Source organism: Pseudovibrio denitrificans JCM 12308, from assembly GCF_001310815.1.
Taxonomy (GTDB): Bacteria; Pseudomonadota; Alphaproteobacteria; order Rhizobiales; family Stappiaceae; genus Pseudovibrio; species Pseudovibrio denitrificans.
Genome location: NZ_BAZK01000012.1, coordinates 72,103 through 93,057 on the forward strand (window position 1 = coordinate 72,103; position 20,955 = coordinate 93,057).

General features: G+C 53.4%; 18 protein-coding genes and 2 pseudogenes. 6 read left to right on the plus strand and 14 right to left on the minus strand.

The genetic code is table 11. The annotated features are described in order from the left end of the window. Positions 1–67 precede the first annotated feature (67 nt). From JCM12308_RS16960 to JCM12308_RS16970, 3 genes are all read left to right on the plus strand, one after another. Positions 68–472 carry a MarR family winged helix-turn-helix transcriptional regulator gene (locus tag JCM12308_RS16960; RefSeq protein WP_054784578.1) on the plus strand — a complete coding sequence of 135 codons (405 nt, stop codon included), beginning with the start codon at positions 68–70 and terminating at the stop codon, positions 470–472. A gap of 33 nt (positions 473–505) precedes the next feature. Continuing rightward, positions 506–943, plus strand: a complete 438-nt coding sequence (locus JCM12308_RS16965) for a PaaI family thioesterase (protein WP_054784529.1) — start codon at positions 506–508, stop codon at positions 941–943. A 366-nt stretch (positions 944–1,309) separates the two neighbouring features. Next, positions 1,310–2,026, plus strand: a complete 717-nt coding sequence (locus tag JCM12308_RS16970) for a GntR family transcriptional regulator (protein WP_008550236.1) — start codon at positions 1,310–1,312, stop codon at positions 2,024–2,026. Positions 2,027–2,133: 107 nt separating this feature from the next. On the opposite strand, the gene gyrB is transcribed toward JCM12308_RS16970, so the two are convergent. The 11 genes and pseudogenes from gyrB to mtnA all read right to left on the minus strand — a co-directional run bounded on the left by gyrB (position 2,134) and on the right by mtnA (position 14,803). Further along, positions 2,134–4,587 (minus strand): DNA topoisomerase (ATP-hydrolyzing) subunit B, encoded by a 2,454-nt coding sequence (gyrB, locus tag JCM12308_RS16975; protein WP_008550360.1) that lies wholly within the window; start codon positions 4,585–4,587, stop codon positions 2,134–2,136. Between the two features lie 244 nt (positions 4,588–4,831). After that, positions 4,832–5,455 (minus strand): LysE family translocator, encoded by a 624-nt coding sequence (locus tag JCM12308_RS16980; protein ID WP_054784530.1) that lies wholly within the window; start codon positions 5,453–5,455, stop codon positions 4,832–4,834. Between the two features lie 87 nt (positions 5,456–5,542). After that, on the minus strand, positions 5,543–6,163 hold the full coding sequence (locus JCM12308_RS16985) for a LysE family translocator (RefSeq protein ID WP_054784531.1): 621 nt from the start codon (positions 6,161–6,163) through the stop codon (positions 5,543–5,545). A gap of 13 nt (positions 6,164–6,176) precedes the next feature. Continuing rightward, positions 6,177–6,806, minus strand: a complete 630-nt coding sequence (locus JCM12308_RS16990; RefSeq protein WP_054784532.1) for a LysE family translocator — start codon at positions 6,804–6,806, stop codon at positions 6,177–6,179. A 164-nt stretch (positions 6,807–6,970) separates the two neighbouring features. Continuing rightward, a complete protein-coding gene (recF, locus tag JCM12308_RS16995) occupies positions 6,971–8,101 on the minus strand; it encodes a DNA replication/repair protein RecF (protein WP_008550254.1) in 1,131 nt (376 codons plus the stop codon). A 121-nt stretch (positions 8,102–8,222) separates the two neighbouring features. Next, on the minus strand, positions 8,223–9,341 hold the full coding sequence (gene dnaN / locus JCM12308_RS17000) for a DNA polymerase III subunit beta (RefSeq protein WP_008550340.1): 1,119 nt from the start codon (positions 9,339–9,341) through the stop codon (positions 8,223–8,225). Between the two features lie 290 nt (positions 9,342–9,631). After that, positions 9,632–11,100: pseudogene (gene dnaA / locus JCM12308_RS17005) on the minus strand (chromosomal replication initiator protein DnaA). Between the two features lie 175 nt (positions 11,101–11,275). Next, positions 11,276–11,710, minus strand: a complete 435-nt coding sequence (locus JCM12308_RS17010) for a rhodanese-like domain-containing protein (protein WP_008550732.1) — start codon at positions 11,708–11,710, stop codon at positions 11,276–11,278. A 679-nt stretch (positions 11,711–12,389) separates the two neighbouring features. After that, positions 12,390–12,656, minus strand: coding sequence for a 30S ribosomal protein S20 (gene rpsT, locus JCM12308_RS17015; protein WP_037037191.1), 267 nt, complete (start codon positions 12,654–12,656; stop codon positions 12,390–12,392). A 178-nt stretch (positions 12,657–12,834) separates the two neighbouring features. Next, positions 12,835–13,608: an enoyl-CoA hydratase gene (locus tag JCM12308_RS17020; RefSeq protein WP_054784533.1), complete on the minus strand. Its 774-nt coding sequence runs from the start codon at positions 13,606–13,608 to the stop codon at positions 12,835–12,837. Positions 13,609–13,698: 90 nt separating this feature from the next. Beyond that, positions 13,699–14,803, minus strand: a pseudogene (gene mtnA / locus JCM12308_RS17025) (S-methyl-5-thioribose-1-phosphate isomerase). A 237-nt stretch (positions 14,804–15,040) separates the two neighbouring features. Here mtnA and JCM12308_RS17030 point away from each other — a divergent pair. After that, positions 15,041–15,895 (plus strand): GNAT family N-acetyltransferase, encoded by an 855-nt coding sequence (locus tag JCM12308_RS17030; RefSeq protein ID WP_054784534.1) that lies wholly within the window; start codon positions 15,041–15,043, stop codon positions 15,893–15,895. Between the two features lie 45 nt (positions 15,896–15,940). Here the strand turns inward: JCM12308_RS17030 and JCM12308_RS17035 are convergent, their stop codons facing one another. The 3 genes from JCM12308_RS17035 to JCM12308_RS17045 form a co-directional block, all read right to left on the minus strand. Next, positions 15,941–16,390 carry a GNAT family N-acetyltransferase gene (locus JCM12308_RS17035; RefSeq protein WP_208608900.1) on the minus strand — a complete coding sequence of 150 codons (450 nt, stop codon included), beginning with the start codon at positions 16,388–16,390 and terminating at the stop codon, positions 15,941–15,943. Between the two features lie 62 nt (positions 16,391–16,452). Beyond that, positions 16,453–16,803: a type II toxin-antitoxin system TacA family antitoxin gene (locus tag JCM12308_RS17040; RefSeq protein ID WP_083416829.1), complete on the minus strand. Its 351-nt coding sequence runs from the start codon at positions 16,801–16,803 to the stop codon at positions 16,453–16,455. Between the two features lie 36 nt (positions 16,804–16,839). Then, positions 16,840–17,763: a LysR substrate-binding domain-containing protein gene (locus JCM12308_RS17045; protein ID WP_054784536.1), complete on the minus strand. Its 924-nt coding sequence runs from the start codon at positions 17,761–17,763 to the stop codon at positions 16,840–16,842. A 310-nt stretch (positions 17,764–18,073) separates the two neighbouring features. On the opposite strand from JCM12308_RS17045, the gene amaB reads away from it, so the two are divergent. Together amaB and JCM12308_RS17055 are read left to right on the plus strand one after the other, a co-directional pair. Then, positions 18,074–19,612, plus strand: coding sequence for an L-piperidine-6-carboxylate dehydrogenase (gene amaB / locus JCM12308_RS17050; RefSeq protein WP_054784537.1), 1,539 nt, complete (start codon positions 18,074–18,076; stop codon positions 19,610–19,612). Between the two features lie 12 nt (positions 19,613–19,624). After that, a complete protein-coding gene (locus tag JCM12308_RS17055; RefSeq protein ID WP_008550412.1) occupies positions 19,625–20,824 on the plus strand; it encodes an acyl-CoA dehydrogenase in 1,200 nt (399 codons plus the stop codon). The last annotated feature ends 131 nt before the right edge of the window (positions 20,825–20,955 follow it).

The window sequence follows — 20,955 nt, forward strand, 5'->3', positions numbered from 1 at the left end:
AGGATCAATTGCACTTATATATTTTGCGTGCAAACTATTTGCATGCAAAGTATATGGAGTGCTGGTGATGCGCCTTGATAACTGCATCTTTTATCTGCTTTCCCGAAGCGCCAGAAGCGGCGCGCGTTTCTATAAGAAACAGCTTGAAGAGCTCGGTCTTACGCCGGTTCAATCCATAGTTTTGCAAGCATTGGCAGTTCAGGACGGTTGCACCACGTCTCAGCTTGGCAAAGCGGCTGAGCTGGATAATGCCACGCTGACCGGTGTTTTGGATCGACTTTGCCCTGCCGGATATCTGGAGCGGAAAGCCAGCCCGGACGACCGGCGCACTCAGCACATTTTCCTCACTGAGCGCGGGCAGGAGATTGCCGAAGTTCTCGATAGTTTAACCGAAGAGGCAAACGCCAGGTTCCTTGCGGCGCTGAGTGATCGTGAGAGGGACGACCTCAAGGCACTGCTAACGCGGCTCTGATTTCAGAAATTTTCAATAGGACGGATTGGAAAGATGGACGTAAAAGTGATGTCAGGACTGGAGTTCCTGAAAGCCATGCAAAAAGCGGGCAATCGTCCGCCCATGGCAGAAACCATGAATGTAGACATTGACTGCATTGAGGACGGCCTTGTTCGCTTCAAATGCATGCCGACCAATGATCACCTGAACCCCGGTGGCACTGTGCATGGCGGTTATGCGGCGACAGCGCTGGATTCTGTGCTTTCGCTGGCCGTACAGACCAAACTCAAAGACGCTTTCAGTTTTCGCGGCACGTCAGAACTCAACGTCAAGTTCATACGTCCCATTAAGGTAGGGCAGGTTCTTTACGCGGAAGGTCGTGTTGTCAGCATGACACGGCAGACCGGCATCTCTGCTGGCGAAATCCTCGATGAGGACGGCAAAATCTATGCTTACGCATCTGGAACTGTGATGATCAAACCAGAATCCTGATCAAACAGTTCTGGTTAGGAGCACATAATCGCCTCTATGTGCTCCTTCCTTTGTGGACAAATTAGCTGGCTAAATTAATTTATTTCCGGTAGCTTCTTTTGGTGTTCCGTTGGTTGAAACTCTTCAAAACTGCCAATAAATTGGAACATATAGCTCTGTAGCTACAATTTTTTATTCGATTAAATTCGGGCTACAACAAAGCGCGCAACAATACGCCCTACCCCTAAGGAACTATATTTAACAATTGCACATAACATAGTTTACACGCTATACGTGCTTATGGTGTTCCTGTGATGAGAAATCCGAAGCTATTTGCCCGAATTGAGCTCTCGGAGTCGTCCTCATCCAAAAAAAAGCGCTTCTGTCATGCTGCACACGATCTCGGACCGTTCCCTCATTTCTCGTTTTGGAATTTCTCCTTGGTCATCTTCCAGCAATCGTAAAAGTGACGCTGTCTATCATTACCTGGAAGAACAGATCATCGTTGGTGCCCTTAAGCCCGGTGAAGCAATCGCCGAGCAGCAAGTAGCAGATGCCTGTGACTGCGCACAGGGAACTGTACGTGAAGCTATGTTGAAGCTACAGCAATCCGGCCTTGTTGTGCGCCACGATTATAAAGGCACGCGAGTTGCTGGTATCAGCCGTGCGGAAGCTGTTGAGATCGTCAAAATCCGCATGCAGTTGGAAGAGCAGGCGGGTCGGATGATCGCCTCCAACATTTCTGGCGAGACGCGGGATCGGCTCTTTGAAATTCTGGATGCCATGTGTCAGGCAGCCGATGCCAACGAGGTGTTTCTCTGCAGCGCTTATGACCGGCTGTTCCATGCCACGTTATTCAGTCAGGCAAACTTGCGGGGTCTAGAGCCAATTCTGGAACGGTGTGCGCTTCATATGCATCGTGTAACGCTCTCACATCGGGACATCCCGCTGTGCGGTACGGATATCCATGAGAAGCACATCACAATCATTGAAACCCACTGCAACGGCACCCCGGAAGAGGCTGCCAACGCTGCTCGTGGGCATGTGAGCTTCCTATTTGATCGCTGGATGTCCGAGCACACCTTCCTTAGCCTTTCCGTTTAAGGCTCTCCATAGCAACAGAGATTTGGCGCGCTTGCCATGTGCGCATGAAAAAAGCCGGAGTGCAGATGCATCCGGCTTTTCTGATTTCTTACGCTGTCGCGCGTTACTTAAACATCGAGGTTCGCAACGGACAGGGCGTTGGTCTGAATGAAGTCACGGCGTGGCTCAACTTCATCGCCCATCAGCTTGGTGAAGATGTCGTCAGCCGCGTCAGCTTCCTTGATCTTAACCTGCAGTAGGGAGCGGACATTCGGGTCCAGAGTGGTTTCCCAAAGCTGCTCTGGGTTCATCTCGCCCAGACCCTTATAGCGCTGCATGGAGATGCCTTTGCGACCCTGCGCATATACAGCTTCCAGAAGTGCCTGAGGGCCGCGGATTTCGACAGACTTGTCTTTGCGAACCAGAGAAGCTGCCTTGTGGTAGACCTCATCCAGATGCTTGAAGTGGCTGTCGAGACGACGCGCATCGGCAGAACCGAGCAGAGCTGCGTCGATGGTGGTGACTTCTTTCACGCCGCGAACGACACGGCTGAAGATGAGATCACCCTCTTCAGTTGCTTCACCTTCCCAACCACGCTCAAACTCGTCAGCCAGAATATCCAGACGACGTGCGATGTAAGCAGCAGCTTCCTGTGCTTTTTCGTGGTTGTGCAGGTTGTCGGAGTTCAGCGCACCAGCGATGGCTGCCTGTTCAACAACTGCTTTGTCGTAACGGGAATGCAGGCCGTTGAGGATATCGGAAACCTCACGGGCTTCTTCAACAACCGAGCGCAGATCTTCACCCAGACGAACTTCACCGTTTGCGAGTGCAAGGGAGGTTTCATCCAGACCGCTGCCGATCAGATATTCTTCAAAGGCTGCCTCATCTTTCAGGTACTGCTCGGACTTGCCGCGCGTGACCTTGTAGAGTGGTGGCTGCGCAATGTAGACGTAACCGTTTTCGATCAGGTCTGGCATCTGACGGAACAGGAAGGTCAACAGCAGCGTACGAATGTGCGCACCGTCGACGTCCGCATCGGTCATGATGATGATCTTGTGGTAGCGCAGCTTTTCGAGATTGAATTCCTCGTTGCCGATACCGGTTCCCAGCGCGGTGATCAGCGTGCCGATTTCCTGCGAGGAGATCATCTTGTCGAAACGTGCGCGTTCGACGTTCAGGATCTTACCCTTCAGCGGCAACACAGCCTGGTTGGATCTATCACGGCCCTGTTTGGCAGAGCCACCCGCGGAATCACCCTCCACTATGAAGAGTTCAGCTTTAGAAGCGTCGCGCTCCTGACAGTCAGCCAACTTACCCGGTAGGGAGGCGATATCCAATGCGCCTTTGCGGCGGGTCAGCTCGCGCGCTTTGCGCGCCGCTTCGCGGGCACTTGCAGCTTCCACCACTTTGGAAACGATGGACTTTGCCGGAGCTGGGTTTTCTTCCAGCCACGTGGAGAGCGCTTCACCAACGAGGTTCTCAACCACCGGACGGACTTCTGAGGAAACCAGCTTGTCTTTGGTCTGGGAGGAGAACTTTGGATCCGGAACCTTCACGGAAAGCACGCAGGACAAGCCTTCACGGCAATCTTCACCGGTTGGGCTCACTTTCTCACGCTTCAACAGGCCGGAGGTGTCTGCGTAGCCGGTCAACTGACGGGTCAGTGCGGCGCGGAAACCTGCGAGGTGAGTACCACCATCGCGCTGCGGGATGTTGTTTGTGAAGCAAAGAACGTTTTCGTGGTAGCTGGAGTTCCACCACATCGCCACTTCAACAGTGATGCCGTCTTTTTCGGCCATCATGGTGACTGGTTCTTCGATGAGCGGATGCTTTGCACGGTCCAGATAACGGACGAATGCTTCCAGACCGCCTTCGTAGTAGAGCTCTTCAACATGAGGCTCGACACCACGATTGTCGGTCAGGATGATACGAGCACCGGAGTTCAGGAACGCCAGCTCGCGCAGGCGGTGCTCCAGAGTATCGTAGTCAAATTCGGTTTTGGTGAAGGTTTCCGGAGACGGGGTGAAGGTCACCTCGGTACCAGACTTACCTGGTGCGTCGCCAACAACTTCCAGAGGACCAGCAGACTCGCCGTGATGGAAGCGAATGAAGTGCTCTTTGTCATTGCGGTAGATGCGCAGGTCCAGAGTGGTGGACAGCGCGTTCACCACAGAAACACCCACACCGTGCAGACCGCCGGATACCTTGTAGGAGTTGCTGTCAAACTTACCACCAGCGTGGAGCTGGGTCATAATAACTTCGGCTGCGGAAATGCCTTCTTCCGGGTGAATATCAACCGGGATACCGCGTCCGTTATCGGTCACCGTGACAGAGCCATCAGCATTCAGCGTTACGGTCACATAGTCGGCATGACCAGCCAGCGCTTCATCGATGGAGTTGTCGACAACCTCATAGACCATATGGTGCAGGCCGGATCCATCATCGGTGTCACCGATATACATGCCAGGACGCTTACGTACAGCATCCAGGCCTTTCAGCACTTTAATGGAATCTGCACCGTATTCACCTGCGCCATTTGCCTGCTCAGGTCCGCCATTTTCAGGGGTCGACGTTTCGCTCATTCGAATCACTTCACACAACGGTTTTCATTGAAGTTCATGTTATAATTGGTTGGGCAAATGGTTCAAGCAATCAGGGAGTTTAAGCGCTCGTAAACCAAGGGAAATATTGCATAATCACTGTTTTTATGGGGGGATAATTTCCTTAGCGTGCATCACTGCGTTTTGCATGCACGAACTACGCCCCAAGTTTTGGGTGGAGCACCTCTGATTTTCGGAAAATTGAAGCTAGTTTCTGGTTCTTTTTCTAGCGCGCAATCATCAGCACTGCGATGCACAGAAGACCCAGTGCAGCCAGTCGGTTAATCAGGTACATGGTCCTTTCAGAGCTGAGCAGTTCTCTGAATTTTACAGCCAGAAACGAGTAGACACCGTTGATGGTGAGCAGCACAACAGACAGTACCAAGGCCAACTCAACAAAACCCAGCAGGTTCATCTCTTCAACGCTCACCAGATTTGGCATGAGCGCGAGATAGAACATGATCGCTTTTGGGTTGGAAAGGTTGAACAGCAGCCCAGCAAACAAGGAGGTTCTGGCTGATGTTTGTGGCGTTACCGAAGCTTCCCGTTCTTCGGAAGGCGTTGCATTGGCGCTCTTCCAGATGCCCCAAGCGATGTAGGTGAGATAGGCCGCTCCGAGCCATTGCAGGACAACGAAAGCGCCAGAGAAGCTGCTTGCAATGGCAGCCAGACCCAATGCGGCCATGGAGAACCACAGCAAATCTCCGCTCAGCAACCCGAAGCAGAACAGCATGGCTCCGCTGCTGCCAAAGCTCATGGCGCGGGCGATGATCGCAAAGACGGCGGGGCCGGGGATGACAGCAAGCGTGAAAAGCGTGCCGGCAAACAGGGCAAGGCTCGTTACATCCATAGAAGTGCAGCAGTTCTTTCCTGAAGACGAACATCTTCAGTATACGGCGCCGTGTGCTTTCGCAAGCGCCGTTCCTGAGCTGGTGCGTTAGCGGGTAACCATGGTTGCTGCTACGCCAACCATCACCATGCTGGACCCTCTGTTGAGGCGCTTAAATGCACGCTGTGAAGACATTAGTTTCTTTGCGGAAACAGCCAGATACGCATAGATGCCAAAGACGATGAACAGCACGCAGGCCATGGTCGCGGCGAGCTCCCAATAAGCAAGCAAGCCGATCTTATCCATGGGCACGATGTTTGGCATCAGCGCCATGTAGAAGATTACCACCTTGGGATTGGAGAGGTTCATGGACAGGCCAGCCAGCAAAACAGCCAGACGGGATGTTGCTTTTACTGCTGCATCCCCTTCTTGCGTTGGGGTGACGCCTTTAGAGTTCCACATGCCCCAAGCCACATAAAGCAGATAAGCCGCACCAAGCCATTTGAGGACAACAAACACAATGGCGTAATTGGTTGCGATGGCGGCAAGGCCCATGATCGCCAGCGTAAACCAGAAGAGGTCGCCACAGATCATGCCGACCACAAACATCGGCGTACCGCGCATGCCCTGACCGAAGATACGGGCCAACAATGCCGCGATACCGGGACCGGGGGTAATGGCTGCAGCGAACAGGGTTCCTGCAAAAAACAAAAGAACTGCCAGTTCCATCTTGTTGCTCTTCTTATTTCGCGACGATTGCAGCAGCGGCGCCAAACATTGCAACGCTCGCGCTCTTATTCAATCTGCCGACGGCTTTTTCTGAGGTCAGGAGGCTTCGTGCCCGTACGGTCACTCCAATATAGATCGCAAAGACCACTGACAATACGGTAAGCGTGACGAACATCAGTTCCACCAGCCCGATGGTCGTGATGGTTTCCATCGGCACCACACTTGGCATCAGCGCTGCATAGAACAGCAAACCTTTTGGATTGGAGAGCGTGATCAGCATGCCAGAGACCAGCGTTTTCGCGCTGCCCCTGTTGTTTTTCGGCATTGCTGCTTGCTCATCCATCTGTTGCGTTTTCAAGCCGCTGGCGCGCCAGAGTTTCCAGGCCAGAAAGAGTAGATAAGCAGCGCCTGCGTATTTGACCACAGTGAACGCCAGAACGTAGGTACTCGCCAACTTCGCCAGACCGAGAATTGCCAGAATAAACAGGCACATGCTGCCAATCAGCATGCCAGAGACAAACGTGAGTGTGCCTTGCAGACCAAACCCGAGCGTGCGCGACACCAGTGCGGTGATGGCAGGGCCCGGAGTGATGGCAACAACAAACAGGGTTGCCCCGAAAACAAGAAGAATTTGCAAGTCCATGGGGATCACATTGCTCTAAAACAGAAGGTTTGAAGCACTTTGTGTTTCTTGCCCGAAAAGCAGTCTCCACCTTCCGAGAACACCACTTCAGAATAAACACAGGGAAATTGGGCTGACAAGCGAGATAAAAGGGCATTGCCTTTAAGTGAGCTCAACCAAACCCATCAGCTCAGCTTAATGCCGCCGCCTTCGACTTCAAAAATCTGCGCTGCGCTTGGCAGGTCTTTGAAGAGGTTTTGGTCGGTGCCGGTCATGAAGACCTGACCACCGAGCACTTCCAGACGCGTAAAGAGAGCTTCGCGGCGACCCGGATCAAGGTGAGCAGCAACTTCGTCCAGCAGCAGAATTGGGGTCATGCCGGAGATGGACGAGGTGAGGTCTGCGTGCGCAAGAACCAAACCGATCAGCAGGGCCTTTTGCTCGCCTGTTGAAGCTTGAGCCGCCGGCATCTGCTTTTCACTGTGAACCACATAGAGGTCTGAGCGGTGCGGGCCATCCAAAGTGCGGCCAGCGGCACGATCGCGGAAGCGGCCTTCCACCAACAGCTCGCGGTAACAGTCTTCGCGATCCGACGCGCTCATGCCAATAGTGGCTGTTTCAAAAGCGCCTTGCAGATGGATTTCCGCAGACGGGAAGGGAAGGCCGAGCTGTTTTTGGGTTTCCAGCGTTTTGGCCAGCAAGCTCACGGTTTCACTGCGCGCCAGAGCAACGGCGGTGCCCAGTTCGGCAACCTGTGCTTCGATGGCATCGAGGAACTCAGGTGTTCCGCCTTCAGAAAGCAGGCGGTTTCGCTGGCGCAGAGCTTTTTCAAAGCTGGCGACCATTCGGCCATGAGATGGATTGAGCGAAAGCACCAAACGATCGAGAAACTTACGCCGATCAGAGGCAGAGCCCGTGAACAGGCCATCCATGGATGGGACCAGCCACAGCACGCGGAGGTATTCCAGCAGAGCTTCCGAAGAGCGAGCTTCTTCGCCATCAATGCGGACGCGGCGCCCCGGTTCACCTGCCGTCAGGCCGGTGCCGATGCGCGTTTCGCCATACTCGCCATCCAAGACGGCGCTTACTGCCCAGCCACCGGCCCCATCAGCGCGTGCGATATCGCCAAGCGTCGCGCGGCGAAGGCCGCGGCCTGCGGACAGAAAGGAGATTGCTTCGAGGATATTGGTTTTGCCTGCGCCGTTATCGCCTACAAAAGCGATCATCCGGCTGTTCAACTCAACGCTTGCTGCGCTGTAGTTTCGAAAATCCGTTAGCGCGAGGCGAGAAAGCGCCACAGGCACTGGATCCGACATTCAGGCTCTCTTTGGTTCAATAAACTTCGCAGGTGCTGCTCTCCGAAATTCGAAAGGCATTTTCGGGAACGCATACCAAGAAAAGAAACGCCCCCGGCTGTGGCAGCCGAGGGCAAAAAATTTATACGCGCATTGGCATTAGAACGTAGATCGCTTCGTCGCTGCCTTCATCGCGGATCAGGGTCGGAGACCCGGAGTCTGCGAGGGTGAAGAGCGCGGTGTCTGCTTCCAGCTGCGCTGCGATATCCAGCAGGTACTTGGAGTTAAAGCCGATCTCGAATTCTTCGTTGTCGTACTCAACTGCAACTTCTTCAGTCGCGGTACCGGAATCCGGGTTGGTCACGGTCAGGACGATCTTACCTTCGCTGAGCGCCATCTTCACTGCACGACCACGGTCGGATGCGATGGTGGACACGCGGTCGACAGCTTCTTTGAAGACATCACGATCAACGCGCAGTTCCTTATCGTTTCCTTTCGGAATAACGCGCTCGTAGTCTGGGAAGGTGCCGTCGATCAGCTTGGAGGTGAGGATGATGTCACCAATGGTGAAGCGGATCTTGGTCTCGGAGATCTCGACCTTGATTTCAACTTCAGGATCGTCCAGCAGCTTCTGAATTTCGCCAACGGTTTTGCGCGGTACGATGATGCCCGGCATGCCGTCAGAACCTTCTGGCGCCTCAAGCTCAGCCTGAGCGAGGCGGTGACCATCGGTTGCAACTGCGCGGAAACGCAGACCTTCACCGATGTCCAGAGAATGCATATAGATACCGTTGAGGTAGTAACGGGTTTCTTCCGTAGAGATCGCGAACTGGGTGCTGTCGATTAACTTGCGGATGCCACCAGCAGTCATAGTGAAGCTGTGAGAGAACTCACCTGCTGTCAGATCAGGGAAGTCGGTGACTGGCAGGATCTGCAGCGCAAAGCGGGAACGGCCTGCGCGGATTTCCATGGTGCTGTCATCACCGGAAGTTTCCAGAACGACCTGGGAGCCATCTGGCAGTTTACGCACGATCTCGTAGATCATGTGTGCCGGAACGGTGGTCGCGCCAGGTGTTTCCACCATTGCTGCGATGCTTTCCACGACCTCAAGATCCAAGTCGGTTGCTTTCAGTTTCAGGTTGCCACCTTCAGCCTGCAGCATAACGTTGGAGAGGATCGGAATGGTGTTCCGCCGTTCAACCACACGGTGTACGTGGGTCAGAGACTTCAAAAGCTCGGTCCGCTCAAGTGTCACTTTCATGCGAAACGTCCATTCTTCTGGGCGGAGCTGCGTGCCGGTGCAGCGCACTCCGCGAATTACTAATACAAAATGCTCAGAGCTTGCCGCATTCAATCAAACAGAATGCGTTCCAGCGCCCATGCAAACCCCGCTGTGTCTGCACTGCCCCATTACGTCGAGTTTGACCTCCTGCGGGGTCGTTCAAACTGCACGTTTAGCTCTCAAAATGCAAGAGGGGCGCTGCAAGCAGCGCCCCAATAATCACCAAAATCCTGCACGGAGTCCATATACTCCTATGTAGGGAACGCTAATTACGCGTCCAGCATGCGTTTCAGCAGCTCCAGCTCCTGTGCCAGACCATTGTCTGCCTTGGAGAGCTCTTCGATTTTACGAACTGCGTGAAGCACTGTTGTGTGGTCACGGTTGCCGAAGCGACGACCAATCTCTGGCAGAGACCGTGGGGTCATCATCTTGGCGAGATACATTGCGATCTGACGCGGACGCACGATGGTGCGGGTACGGCGTGCAGAAAGCAGATCTGCTTTTGTGACGTTATAATGTTTGGAAACGACGCGCTGAATGTCTTCGATTTTAACGCGACGTGGCTCAGCTGCACGGATGAGATCACGCAGAGTGATTTCAGCCATTTCCAGAGTTACCGGAGAGTTGGTCAGCTGATTGTGTGCAACGAGACGGTTCAGAGCGCCTTCAAGGTCACGACCGGAGGAGGTGACGTTGCGCGCAACGTAGTCCAGAACAGCGTCCGGCACGGTGAAGTTCGGGTATGAGCGCTGCTGCGCGCGCATACGGTCTTCGATGATGGCGCGACGAAGCTGGAAATCTGGCTCGGAGATATTTACGACCAGACCACCTGCCAGGCGGGAGCGAACGCGATCATCCAGCTTTCCAATTCAGCCGGAGCGCGGTCAGCTGCAACAACAACCTGACGAGCACCATCAATCAATGCATTAAGAGTGTGGCAGAACTCCTGCTGCACCTGCTTGCCGTGAAGGAACTGCATGTCATCGATCAGAAGAAGATCGATAGAACGCAAAGTTTCCTTAAAGGACATTGCAGACTGTGCCTGAAGCGCTGCAACAAAGCGGTACATGAAATGCTCTGCAGTGAGATACAGAACGCGGCGACCAGCCATACGGGCCTGATTTGCAATCGCCTGCATCAGGTGGGTCTTACCCAGACCTACAGAAGCATGGAGGTAGAGTGGGTTAAAGGTTACAACGCCGCCGCCTGCAACTTGCTTAGCTGCAGCAAGAGCGAGAACGTTGGATTCACCTTCAACAAAACTATCGAAGACGTATTTCGGATCGAGGGAAGCACCTTCGAGCACGTCTTTGGAGGAGAGGTCGGAACGACCAGCCCGGCCACCCATCATAGCAGGTGCTGGGGATGCGGCGCGCAGTCCAACAGGATCGTTTACCTGAATTGGGCGCATATCAGCTGCCTTGCCACCCAGTGCTGGGCGTGCAGCTGGCTTAGCCGCTGCTGGACGTGGACGAACAGCACCACGTACGGTGAGTTCGATTTTATGAATGTCGTCGCATTCATTTTTCCAAAGTCCCATCAGACGCTCTGAGTAATGAGACTGGATCCATTGCTTTAGAAACCGAGTAGGAACGGACAGACGGACGGTGCCGTTGTTGTGCCCTTCCATATCAACGCGTGCAAACCAGCTGGTGAATACGTCTTCACCAAGTTCCGCACGTAGACGCTTCTTAACGCGATCCCATTGCTCCGGCCCTGGAGCTTCCTGAACGTGCATGCTCGCCTCCTTGCAGCCGTTGGGTATTCCGCCACAGATACCCAACCTTTAAATCAAATTTGCTCATTTTGAGCTTTGTTGTACCAGACGCTTTTTATTTCGTTGTCATTAGACAAAAACATCACATCGGTGCGACGCCAACGCACCGTTGCTGAATTCTAATATTTCTTGGGAGCTATCCTTGGCTCCACGGAAGGCCTTGCGCCTTCCACCCAGAAACCGAGCCTCGATGACCTTCAGCATCATGACCGCCTTCAAAGCCATCTGCTACGTTGTAGCAGTTTGTATAGCCAAGGGCTGTCATTGCAATCGCTGCTGCCTTACTTCGTACTCCAGAGCGGCACAAAAAGTAGATTGCAGCGTTTTGGTCAAGTCCTTTTTGCGCCAGAAGGTCAGAAAGTTGACTCGCAAAGCCCTCGTGAGGGCCGTTGGATGGGAATCCCTGCCATTCAGCGAGGATGACTTCCTTACCCAACATGGAAAGATCAGGTATGCCTACAAAGGTCCATTCAGCGTTGGTTCTCACATCTACAAGAGTTGCAGAACTATCAGCTTTCAAGCTCTCGAAAACATCCGTTACGTTTCGATCGCCTGCATAGGCCTCATGCATAGAACTTCCATTTACTAACCTAGACGCATTCCGTTAACTCACCCAAATGAGTGGGCCACTATAAAAAGACTCAAAATCGAATTTCAAGAAAAATCCAAAGGGGGAAGCAATAAAAGCAGCAAAATGACGCAACAACTCTAGTAGCCTAGATTGCAATTACTATAAAATGCAACGTCTAGACTTTACGCCTTCTGACCAGCCTTGCCCGACCCTGGTTCGATTCTTCTAACTTGTATGCTGGGATCGGGTAGCAACCCGACTTCTTCTTGACCATACACAGCCGATTTTGGTCCCGCAATAGCGGAAAGTTTACAAAACGCAAATGCCCTTTCTGTGACGCAAGGTCAAGCCCATATGTCGTCAACGGCTAAGTTCGGCAAAAAGCAGTGAACTCAACAACTTTCTTCATATGCACTTGGTTAATGGCGGGCGGCTAAGGCGAATAAAAAAAAATTATCCGGCCGTCACTTGACTCGCCAAGAATCTGCTCTTTTCAGCTGCGACAATTTTAACCTAGAGCTAACCTATTGTTTTTTAAGGATTTTCCTTGACAGGCTCCGAGACTATTCCACAGGCTATTCGCCGCGAAAATGCCCCAGTTTTATCCTAGGGTAAGCTTATCCAGCTAACAAAAAAGCCCGGCCATACGACCGGGCTTTTTTAGTCCAAAAAACTTGGATTAGGCGCCGAGTGCCTTAATACGAGCATTCAGACGGGATACCTTGCGAGACGCAGTGTTCGCATGGATAACGCCTTTAGTAGATGCACGCATGATTTCAGGCTGTGCAACTTTGAATGCTTCGTTAGCAGCTGTCTGGTCACCCGCGACAATTGCTTCTTCCACTTTACGTACGAAAGTACGTACGCGGCTACGGCGAGCCTTATTAGTGGCCGTCTGGCGGGCAATTTTACGTGCCGCCTTCTTGGCCGAAGGAGTGTTGGCCATGGGCTCTGTCCTGATCTGTCAGTAAGAACTGTTTTCAAATCGCGAACGAGGCCGCCCAGAGCCGCCCCGGTCAAACGAATTCAGTGACGAACAAAATCCGCCACCGGTTGTGGAGCGCTTATAGTTGGGAGTCTTAGCCTCGTCAATGAAAAAAGGTGTAGACCTGCCCAAAATCGGCTTATCCGTCTTCGAATTCAGGTTTTCTCTTTTCGATGAAGGCCTTCATACCTTCTTTTTGATCGCTGGTTGCAAACATAGAATGGAACAAGCGACGCTCAAAACGAATACCTTCTGCAAGGGTTACTTCGTAAGAGCGGTTTACACTTTCCTTCGTCATCATAACAATTGGAGTCGAGAAAATTGCAATCTTTTCAGCAGCTTTGAGTGCTTCCTCGACCAGATCGTCATTTGCAACAACGCGGGAGACAAGACCGGACCGCTCAGCTTCAGCTGCATCCATCATACGGCCTGTCAAGCACATTTCCATTGCTTTCGACTTGCCAACAAGCCTTGTTAATCTCTGTGTACCACCTGCACCTGGCATAACGCCAAGTTTGATCTCTGGCTGGCCAAACTGAGCAGATTCCGCTGCCAGAATGAAATCACACATCATGGCAAGCTCACAGCCACCGCCCAGCGCGAAGCCTGCAACAGCTGCGATGATCGGCTTACGCTTCTGCGCGATCTGGTCCCAGCTGGTGATGAAGTCCATCAGATAGGTCTGCGGATAGTCGTACTCTGCCATCACTTTAATGTCAGCGCCCGCAGCAAATGCCTTTTCGGAGCCGGTGATGACTGTCGCGCCAATTTCAGGATCGCGATCAAAAACGTTCAGCGCTTCATCGAGCTCAGCGATCAGGTCGCTGTTCAGCGCGTTCAATACTTTCGGGCGGTTTAGCGTAATCAGGCCAACCTTGCCGCGTGTCTCAACCAGAATATTCTCGTAGGACATATGTCCCTCCCAATAAAATCAACTTGGATTTCTGCCCTAACATTGAAGAGTGATGGCTTAGCGGCAAGGTAGCCGTTTGTCTTAGTTCTATCAGGCGGTGGCGTTCGCCCGCTCCGGGAACAGCCCCGCAAGCCCTACTTTGCTTGCCGCGCAGACACCGCGTTCGGTGATCAAAGCGGTGACGTATTTGGATGGTGTTACGTCAAACGCAAAGTTGGAGAGTGGGGTTTCCGGTGGGCAGATGCGCACCTTCTCGACGTCACCAGCGGCTGTTTCACCGCTGATCCATGCAACTTCTTCACCGCCACGCTCTTCGATCGGGATTTCCTTCAGGCCATCTGCGACCGTCCAGTCGATGGTGGAGGAAGGGAGTGCCACGTAGAACGGTACGCCGTTGTCGTGAGCTGCAAGCGCTTTGAGGTAGGTGCCGATCTTGTTGCAGACGTCTCCGTGTGCGGTGGTTCTGTCGGTGCCGACGATGCAAAGGTCCACCATGCCGTGCTGCATAAGGTGGCCGCCAGCGTTGTCGACCAGCAGCGTGTGCGGAACACCGTGTTCGCCCAGCTCCCAGGCGGTGAGGCCAGCGCCCTGATTGCGTGGGCGGGTTTCATCTACCAGACATGGACCTTCAGCCTTTGTTATGGGCGTGATAAATCGGAGAGGTCGCGGTACCCCAGTCTACAGTGGCCAGCCAACCAGCGTTGCAGTGGGTCAGAATGTTAATGGTGTCGCCTGGGCTTTTCTGCGCGGCGATCTCTTCGATGAGCTTGAGGCCGTGTTTACCGATGGACTCGTTGCAGGCCACGTCTTCATCGGAGATCTCGATGGCACGCTGCCATGCGGCGTCTGCGCGTTGTTCCAGTGGCAGTTGAGAAAGGCAGCTGCGCATGTCGTTCAGCGCCCAGCGCAGGTTGATTGCTGTGGGGCGGGTGGCATGCAGCACCTCCCATGCATTGTCCAGCGATGCATCACTTGGGTCTCTTGCCATTTCCAGCGCCACGCCAAAGGCGGCTGTTGCGCCAATCAGCGGGGCTCCGCGGACCCACATGTCTTTGATGGACACAGCTGCGTCTTCCAGCGTGCGCAGCTCGACCTCAACAAAACGATGGGGGAGGCACGTCTGGTCGATGATCCCGACTGTTTTACCAGCTTCCAGCGGCCAAATAGAACGGTATGCCTTACCATGAACCTTCATCGCGACGTCTCCTACCCATGTGAGCGATATGTGCGTCAGATTATCGGATTTTTCGAAGGCTCCATCTGCAATTTATCGCGTCCGGTTTCTTTTCCTCATAAAGTTCTTCAGGTGACCGGTTCCGCTTCGTCGATTTAGATGAAACCCCTTCATCTCCTCTTTAACCATAATGCGCTACGCTGATCTTCCGTGTCTGTTTACACTTCAACTATGCCGGGTTGATGAAAGAGGCTCTCAATGGCTCCGCAAGATACTGATATTCGCATTATGGACGAGGATGGCATTCTGACCATGTTGGATTGGGCCGCATCTGAAGGCTGGAATCCGGGTGAGGATGATGCTCCTTCCTATTATGCGGCGGATTCTGAAGGGTATCTGGGCTGTTATCTGAACAATCAGCTGGTTTCGATGGTCTCTGCGGTGAAGTACGGCGAGACCTTTGGCTTTCTCGGCTTTTACATTTGCCACCCGGAGTTTCGCAGGCAAGGTCTGGGTGCATTGATATGGAATGCAGCCATGCGACGTCTGGAAGGGCGGACCATTGGTCTTGATGGGGTGGTTGAGGAACAGGACAACTATGCCAAGTCCGGTTTCAAGCTCGTTCACCAGAACATGCGGTATTGCGGCCTTTCCAACATCACCATGCCGATGGACCAGCGCATCTCCATTATTGGCAAGGGCATTCTGCCCAGCATCATCGAGTATGACCGCAACTACTTCCCCGCAGAGCGTGCTGCCTTTCTGGAGCGATGGCTTGAGCCCATGAACCCGATGCGGCGCGGTGTTTATCTGGTTGAGAACGGAAGTGTGCAGGGTTACGGCGTTATCCGTGCAGCGCGAGATGGCTTCCGCATTGGACCGATGGCAGCAGAAACGCCTGAAGGCGCAGATCTCATCTTCCGCGCATTGGCTGGCAGCGCAAAAGGCCAGATGATCAACATCGACCTGCCTTTGCCCAACGAACAAGCCGTCGAACTGGCAGAACGCTACGAACTATCACCCGTGTTCGCTACCGCCAGAATGTATAAGGGACAGGACCCCAACCTGCCACTGGACAAAATCTATAGCTTTGCGAGTTATGAGTTGGGGTAAGATAGAGAATTTAGGCTTCTGTATGGGAAGAAATGAGCACGCTCCTCAATTATCGGTAGGCTGGCGCTCGATTTCTTGCTCAATGGATTTGAGCGGCTTGAAAAGAGTAAGCGAGCTATTTGAGTCTATGGATTTAAAGAAGCCAAACTTCTCATAAAACGGCACCACATCCTCCGAAAGAGCATGAACCACAACGGCCGTAACCCCAACAGACTTACTCACTTCATAAACTCGATCAAAGGCATCCAATAGAAGATCTGTGGCAATGCCATTCCCTTTCCAATCAACATCAATCGCCAGCCTGCCTAAAACAATAACTGGTAATGGGTTCGGCGTATTTCGAGCAATCGTCTTAGGGGCGATTTGCCTTTGGACTTGGCCCGCCGCTAGTGAATAATACGCAATGACATTACTTTCATCATCTGCAATCACGAACACACGAGAACCATTACTTCTCTGCCATTTCAGCGCTCTTTGCTGAAGCCAGAGATTCATGCTGTTTACACCACAGTCAAACTGGGAAGTGTCGTGGGAGCGACCGAATATCTCCGGCGGTCTCATTCCCAACTTCTTTTCCGTTGACGGGCTTTGACAACGTATTCCGATGGTTTCGCAGGCCCCTCAACAGCTTTCGAAAATGCGTCGTAGCCAGCTTCGTCCCAGACCATTTTTGTTTGATCAAGCAACTCATCTTCCGCATACCGGGTTGCAGCATCAATCACCACGTCGGTTTGCGAGCGGCCCTGCATTTTTGCCACTCTATCGATAAGCTGAGCGACATGCTCCGGCATCCTGAATTGTTTAGGACGACGTTGGGAGGGAACATTCCTGCTTTCATCTTTTGAGGCGGCTCTCATGATGTATTCCTGCTCCTTGCGATAGGAACAAACAATAACAGATGACAGCATTCAATACAATGTATTGCATTCATTGGAATCTAGCTTCTACTGCGGCAGCAGCGTCTCCCGGTCTACCTGCTGTTCGCGAGCTTCTTCTTGTAGCCAGGCCTTGAAGGACTTCACGACTGGGCGGAGGGTGCGGTTTTCGGGGTAGACGAAGTGGTAGGCTGAGGAGAGTTTCAGGCTGATGTCGAAGAGGCGGACCAGAGTGCCGGCGGCGAGTTCTTCTTCGATAAAGAACTTTGGCACCAGCGCTACCCCTAAGCCTGATGCGGCGGCCTGCGAGATCATGGTGAACTGATCGAAGCGCGGGCCCTGAAAGGCGCCATCTGTTTCGACACCTGCCAAAGAGAACCACTTTTGCCATGCATCCGGGCGGGTTGACTGGTGCAGGCGCATGACGTCTACCAGATCCTCCGGCGTGCGCAGGCTGTGCCTGTCGCGGAAGGCTCTGGAAGCGACCGGAATGACCTCTTCCTGAAACAGTGGCTCTGCAATGGCACCAGCCCAGACGGGTTCGCCGTAATGAATGGCGCCGTCGAATGGCTCTACTGAGAAATCAAAGGGACGCAGGCGGACGGAGAGATTGAAGCTGGCTTCCGGGTAGCGCTCGTGGAAACGCGGGAGGCGGCGGGCGAGCCAGCGGGTGCCGAAGGTTGGGAGCACGGCGACGTTCAGCACATCCTCACTGCCCGCAAAGGACATCACCTGACGGGTGGCGCTGGTCATCTTTTCCAGCGTGCCGCGGATGTCGTGCAGGTAAATGCGTCCCGCATCTGTCAGAACAATGCGTTGGCGAATCCGTTTAAACAGCTCTACACCCAGACGCCCTTCCAACAAGCGCACCTGTTTGCTCACTGCGCCTTGAGTCAGGAACAGTTCTTCTGCGGCGCGGGTGAAACTGCCATGTCGCGCAGCGCTTTCAAAGGCAATCAAACAATCAATCGGGGGGATAAAACCACGCTTCATCCTGACCTCTCATGATGCCGTGGACAGCTCGAAACTCCTGAAATCGCGAGGTTAGGCACAGCCAACACGATTAAATTTCGTTCTATCTGGCATCATCTCCTTCATAAAACAGAATCTCAAATAGGCCGGCACCCATTATTATCTTACTGATTTTAAGCAGTTTTCTTCCTGACGCAAGATCCAGACGAAATTATCAGTCATTCCATATGCGAATGAATAATGGAAAAGACGTAGCTTTTACCGATGGTCCGGACAAGAGACACTCTGTTCAAATAACGAATTTAGCATCTCTCACAGTTTGGGGACTTCAATGACCGTAGGTCTGGATACCGTGAAATTCGCAGAAGAAACAATTGAACTCATGGAGCGTATGGGTGTTGCCCGCGCTGCTTTGGAAGGTGGCACTCTGGCTGCAACCTCTCCAAACACCGGTGAAACACTGGCGATGATCAAGGAAGACAGCGTTGAGGAAACCTCCGCTGCGATTGGTCGTGCGCATGACGCTTTCAAAGAGTGGCGCAAGCTGCCTGCACCGCGCCGCGGTGAGCTGGTTCGCCTGCTGGGTGAAGAGCTTCGCACCTACAAAGACGACCTTGGCAAGCTGGTGAGCCTGGAAGCGGGCAAGATCACTTCTGAAGGTCTGGGTGAAGTTCAGGAAATGATCGACATCTGCGACTTCGCAGTTGGACTTTCCCGTCAGCTTTACGGCCTGACCATCGCGACCGAGCGTCCGGGTCACCGTATGATGGAAACCTGGCATCCATCCGGCGTTGTTGGCGTAATCTCCGCGTTCAACTTCCCGGTTGCAGTCTGGTCCTGGAACGCAGCACTGGCGTTTGTTTGTGGTGACTCCGTTGTCTGGAAGCCATCTGAAAAATCTCCTCTGACAGCAATGGCTGTTCAGGCGCTTTATGAGCGTGCAGCTGCCAAATTTGGTGATGACGCACCAAAAGGCCTGTTGGAAGTCATTCAGGGTGGCCGTGAAATCGGTGAAACTCTGGTCGACGATAAGCGCGTCCCAGTTATCTCCGCAACCGGATCCACCCGCATGGGTCGTCAGGTTGGCCCGCGTGTTGCACAGCGCTTCGGCAAGTCCATCCTTGAGCTGGGCGGCAACAACGCAGCGATCGTGACCCCGTCTGCTGATCTGGATCTGACCCTGCGCGGCGTTGCGTTTGCGGCTATGGGCACCTGCGGTCAGCGCTGCACCACACTGCGTCGTCTGATCACCCATGACAGCGTGTATGACGCGCTGATCCCGCGCCTGATCAAAGCATACTCCTCCGTCAAGATCGGTATCCCAACCCAAGACGGTACTCTGATCGGTCCGCTCATCGACAAAGACGCATTCGACAATATGCAGAAGTCTCTGGAAGCAGCGAAAGCGGCTGGTGGCACCGTGCATGGTGGTCAGCGTGTGATGGCTGACGAATATCCGGATGCTTACTACGTTCAGCCAGCGATCGTTGAGATGCCAGGTCAGGTTGGTCCTGTTCTGGAAGAGACCTTTGCTCCGATCCTTTACGTCATTCGCTACACCGATTTTGATGATGCGATTGAAATTCAGAACGGTGTTGGTGCTGGTCTGTCTTCTTCCGTCTTCACTAAAGACATGGGCGAAGCTGAAACCTTCGTTTCTGTTGTTGGCTCTGATTGCGGCATTGCAAACGTCAACATCGGTCCGTCCGGCGCTGAAATTGGCGGCGCATTCGGCGGTGAGAAGGAAACTGGTGGTGGCCGTGAAGCTGGCTCTGATGCCTGGAAGGCATATATGCGCCGCGCAACCAACACCATCAACTACTCCGGCGCTCTCCCATTGGCGCAGGGTGTGAAGTTTGACGTTGAATAAGGAATTTTGAGAATGAGTAGTGATCCAACAGGCGGAGGCGTCTTCAATTGGGAAGACCCGTTCCTGATGCGCGACCAGCTGAATGAAGACGAAGTCCTCATCATGGAAAGCGCGCGTGCGTACGCTCAGGAAAAGCTTCTGCCACGCGTGATGGAAGCTTACCGCGAAGAGAAAACTGATCGCTCCATCTTTAACGAGATGGGCGAGCAGGGTCTCCTCGGCGTGACCCTTCCTGAGCAATATGGTGGCTCTGCTGCGTCCTACGTGGCTTACGGCTTGGTTGCGCGTGAAGTTGAGCGCATCGACAGCGGCTACCGCTCCATGATGAGCGTGCAGTCTTCACTGGTGATGTACCCAATCTACGCTTACGGCTCTGAAGAACAGCGCATGAAGTATCTGCCGAAGCTTGCTTCTGGTGAATACGTTGGCTGTTTTGGTCTGACCGAGCCGGATGCAGGTTCTGACCCGGCTGGCATGCGTACCCGCGCTGTTAAGACTGAGAGCGGCTACCGCATCACTGGTTCCAAGATGTGGATCTCCAACTCCCCAATCGCAGACGTGTTTGTGGTTTGGGCGAAGTCTGAAGCGCATGACAACCAGATCCGCGGTTTCGTTCTTGAAAAGGGTATGGAAGGTCTTTCCGCACCTAAGATCGAGGGCAAGCTGTCTCTGCGTGCTTCCATCACCGGTGAAATCGTAATGGACAACGTGGAAGTGGGTGAAGACGCGCTGCTGCCTAACGTTTCTGGTCTGAAAGGCCCATTCGGCTGTCTAAATCGCGCTCGCTACGGCATCTCCTGGGGTGCGCTGGGCGCTGCGGAAGATTGCTGGATGCGTGCTCGCCAGTACGGGATGGACCGCAAGCAGTTCAACCGTCCGCTGGCACAGACACAGCTGTTCCAGAAGAAGCTGGCAGACATGCAGACCGAGATTTCACTCGGCCTTCAGGCTTCCCTGCGTGTTGGTCGTCTGTTTGACGAAGGCCGCGTTGCGCCAGAGATGATTTCCATCGTGAAGCGCAACAACTGCGGTAAAGCGCTGGATATCGCTCGTCAGGCACGTGACATGCACGGTGGTAACGGCATCTCTGAGGAATTTATGGTGATGCGCCATGCTCAGAACCTTGAGACCGTCAACACTTACGAAGGCACGCATGACGTTCACGCCCTTATTCTGGGTCGTGCGCAGACTGGCCTTCAGGCTTTCTTTTAAGCCCTGATCTACAGCGCGTTCCTGAAAAAGCTGGGAGGCATCTTTCAGGAATACGCTTAAACTCTTGGGAGGCGTTTTGTCTCCCTTTTAGGCCGACGCTCGCGAATACCCGCCTAAATATTTCGGGCGTC

Excerpts from the sequence above, each read along its gene's own strand:
- JCM12308_RS16980 (WP_054784530.1), bottom strand. The coding sequence starts at position 5,455 with ATGGATGTAACGAGCCTTGCCCTGTTTGCCGGCACGCTTTTCACGCTT.
- amaB (WP_054784537.1), top strand. The coding sequence starts at position 18,074 with ATGACCGTAGGTCTGGATACCGTGAAATTCGCAGAAGAAACAATTGAA.
- rpsT (WP_037037191.1), bottom strand. The coding sequence starts at position 12,656 with ATGGCCAACACTCCTTCGGCCAAGAAGGCGGCACGTAAAATTGCCCGC.
- JCM12308_RS17020 (WP_054784533.1), bottom strand. The coding sequence starts at position 13,608 with ATGTCCTACGAGAATATTCTGGTTGAGACACGCGGCAAGGTTGGCCTG.
- JCM12308_RS17055 (WP_008550412.1), top strand. The coding sequence starts at position 19,625 with ATGAGTAGTGATCCAACAGGCGGAGGCGTCTTCAATTGGGAAGACCCG.
- recF (WP_008550254.1), bottom strand. The coding sequence starts at position 8,101 with ATGTCGGATCCAGTGCCTGTGGCGCTTTCTCGCCTCGCGCTAACGGAT.
- JCM12308_RS16970 (WP_008550236.1), top strand. The coding sequence starts at position 1,310 with ATGCTGCACACGATCTCGGACCGTTCCCTCATTTCTCGTTTTGGAATT.
- gyrB (WP_008550360.1), bottom strand. The coding sequence starts at position 4,587 with ATGAGCGAAACGTCGACCCCTGAAAATGGCGGACCTGAGCAGGCAAAT.
- JCM12308_RS16965 (WP_054784529.1), top strand. The coding sequence starts at position 506 with ATGGACGTAAAAGTGATGTCAGGACTGGAGTTCCTGAAAGCCATGCAA.
- JCM12308_RS17040 (WP_083416829.1), bottom strand. The coding sequence starts at position 16,803 with ATGCTGTCATCTGTTATTGTTTGTTCCTATCGCAAGGAGCAGGAATAC.
- JCM12308_RS16985 (WP_054784531.1), bottom strand. The coding sequence starts at position 6,163 with ATGGAACTGGCAGTTCTTTTGTTTTTTGCAGGAACCCTGTTCGCTGCA.
- JCM12308_RS17030 (WP_054784534.1), top strand. The coding sequence starts at position 15,041 with ATGGCTCCGCAAGATACTGATATTCGCATTATGGACGAGGATGGCATT.
- dnaN (WP_008550340.1), bottom strand. The coding sequence starts at position 9,341 with ATGAAAGTGACACTTGAGCGGACCGAGCTTTTGAAGTCTCTGACCCAC.
- JCM12308_RS16960 (WP_054784578.1), top strand. The coding sequence starts at position 68 with ATGCGCCTTGATAACTGCATCTTTTATCTGCTTTCCCGAAGCGCCAGA.
- JCM12308_RS17045 (WP_054784536.1), bottom strand. The coding sequence starts at position 17,763 with ATGAAGCGTGGTTTTATCCCCCCGATTGATTGTTTGATTGCCTTTGAA.
- JCM12308_RS16990 (WP_054784532.1), bottom strand. The coding sequence starts at position 6,806 with ATGGACTTGCAAATTCTTCTTGTTTTCGGGGCAACCCTGTTTGTTGTT.
- JCM12308_RS17035 (WP_208608900.1), bottom strand. The coding sequence starts at position 16,390 with ATGAATCTCTGGCTTCAGCAAAGAGCGCTGAAATGGCAGAGAAGTAAT.
- JCM12308_RS17010 (WP_008550732.1), bottom strand. The coding sequence starts at position 11,710 with ATGCATGAGGCCTATGCAGGCGATCGAAACGTAACGGATGTTTTCGAG.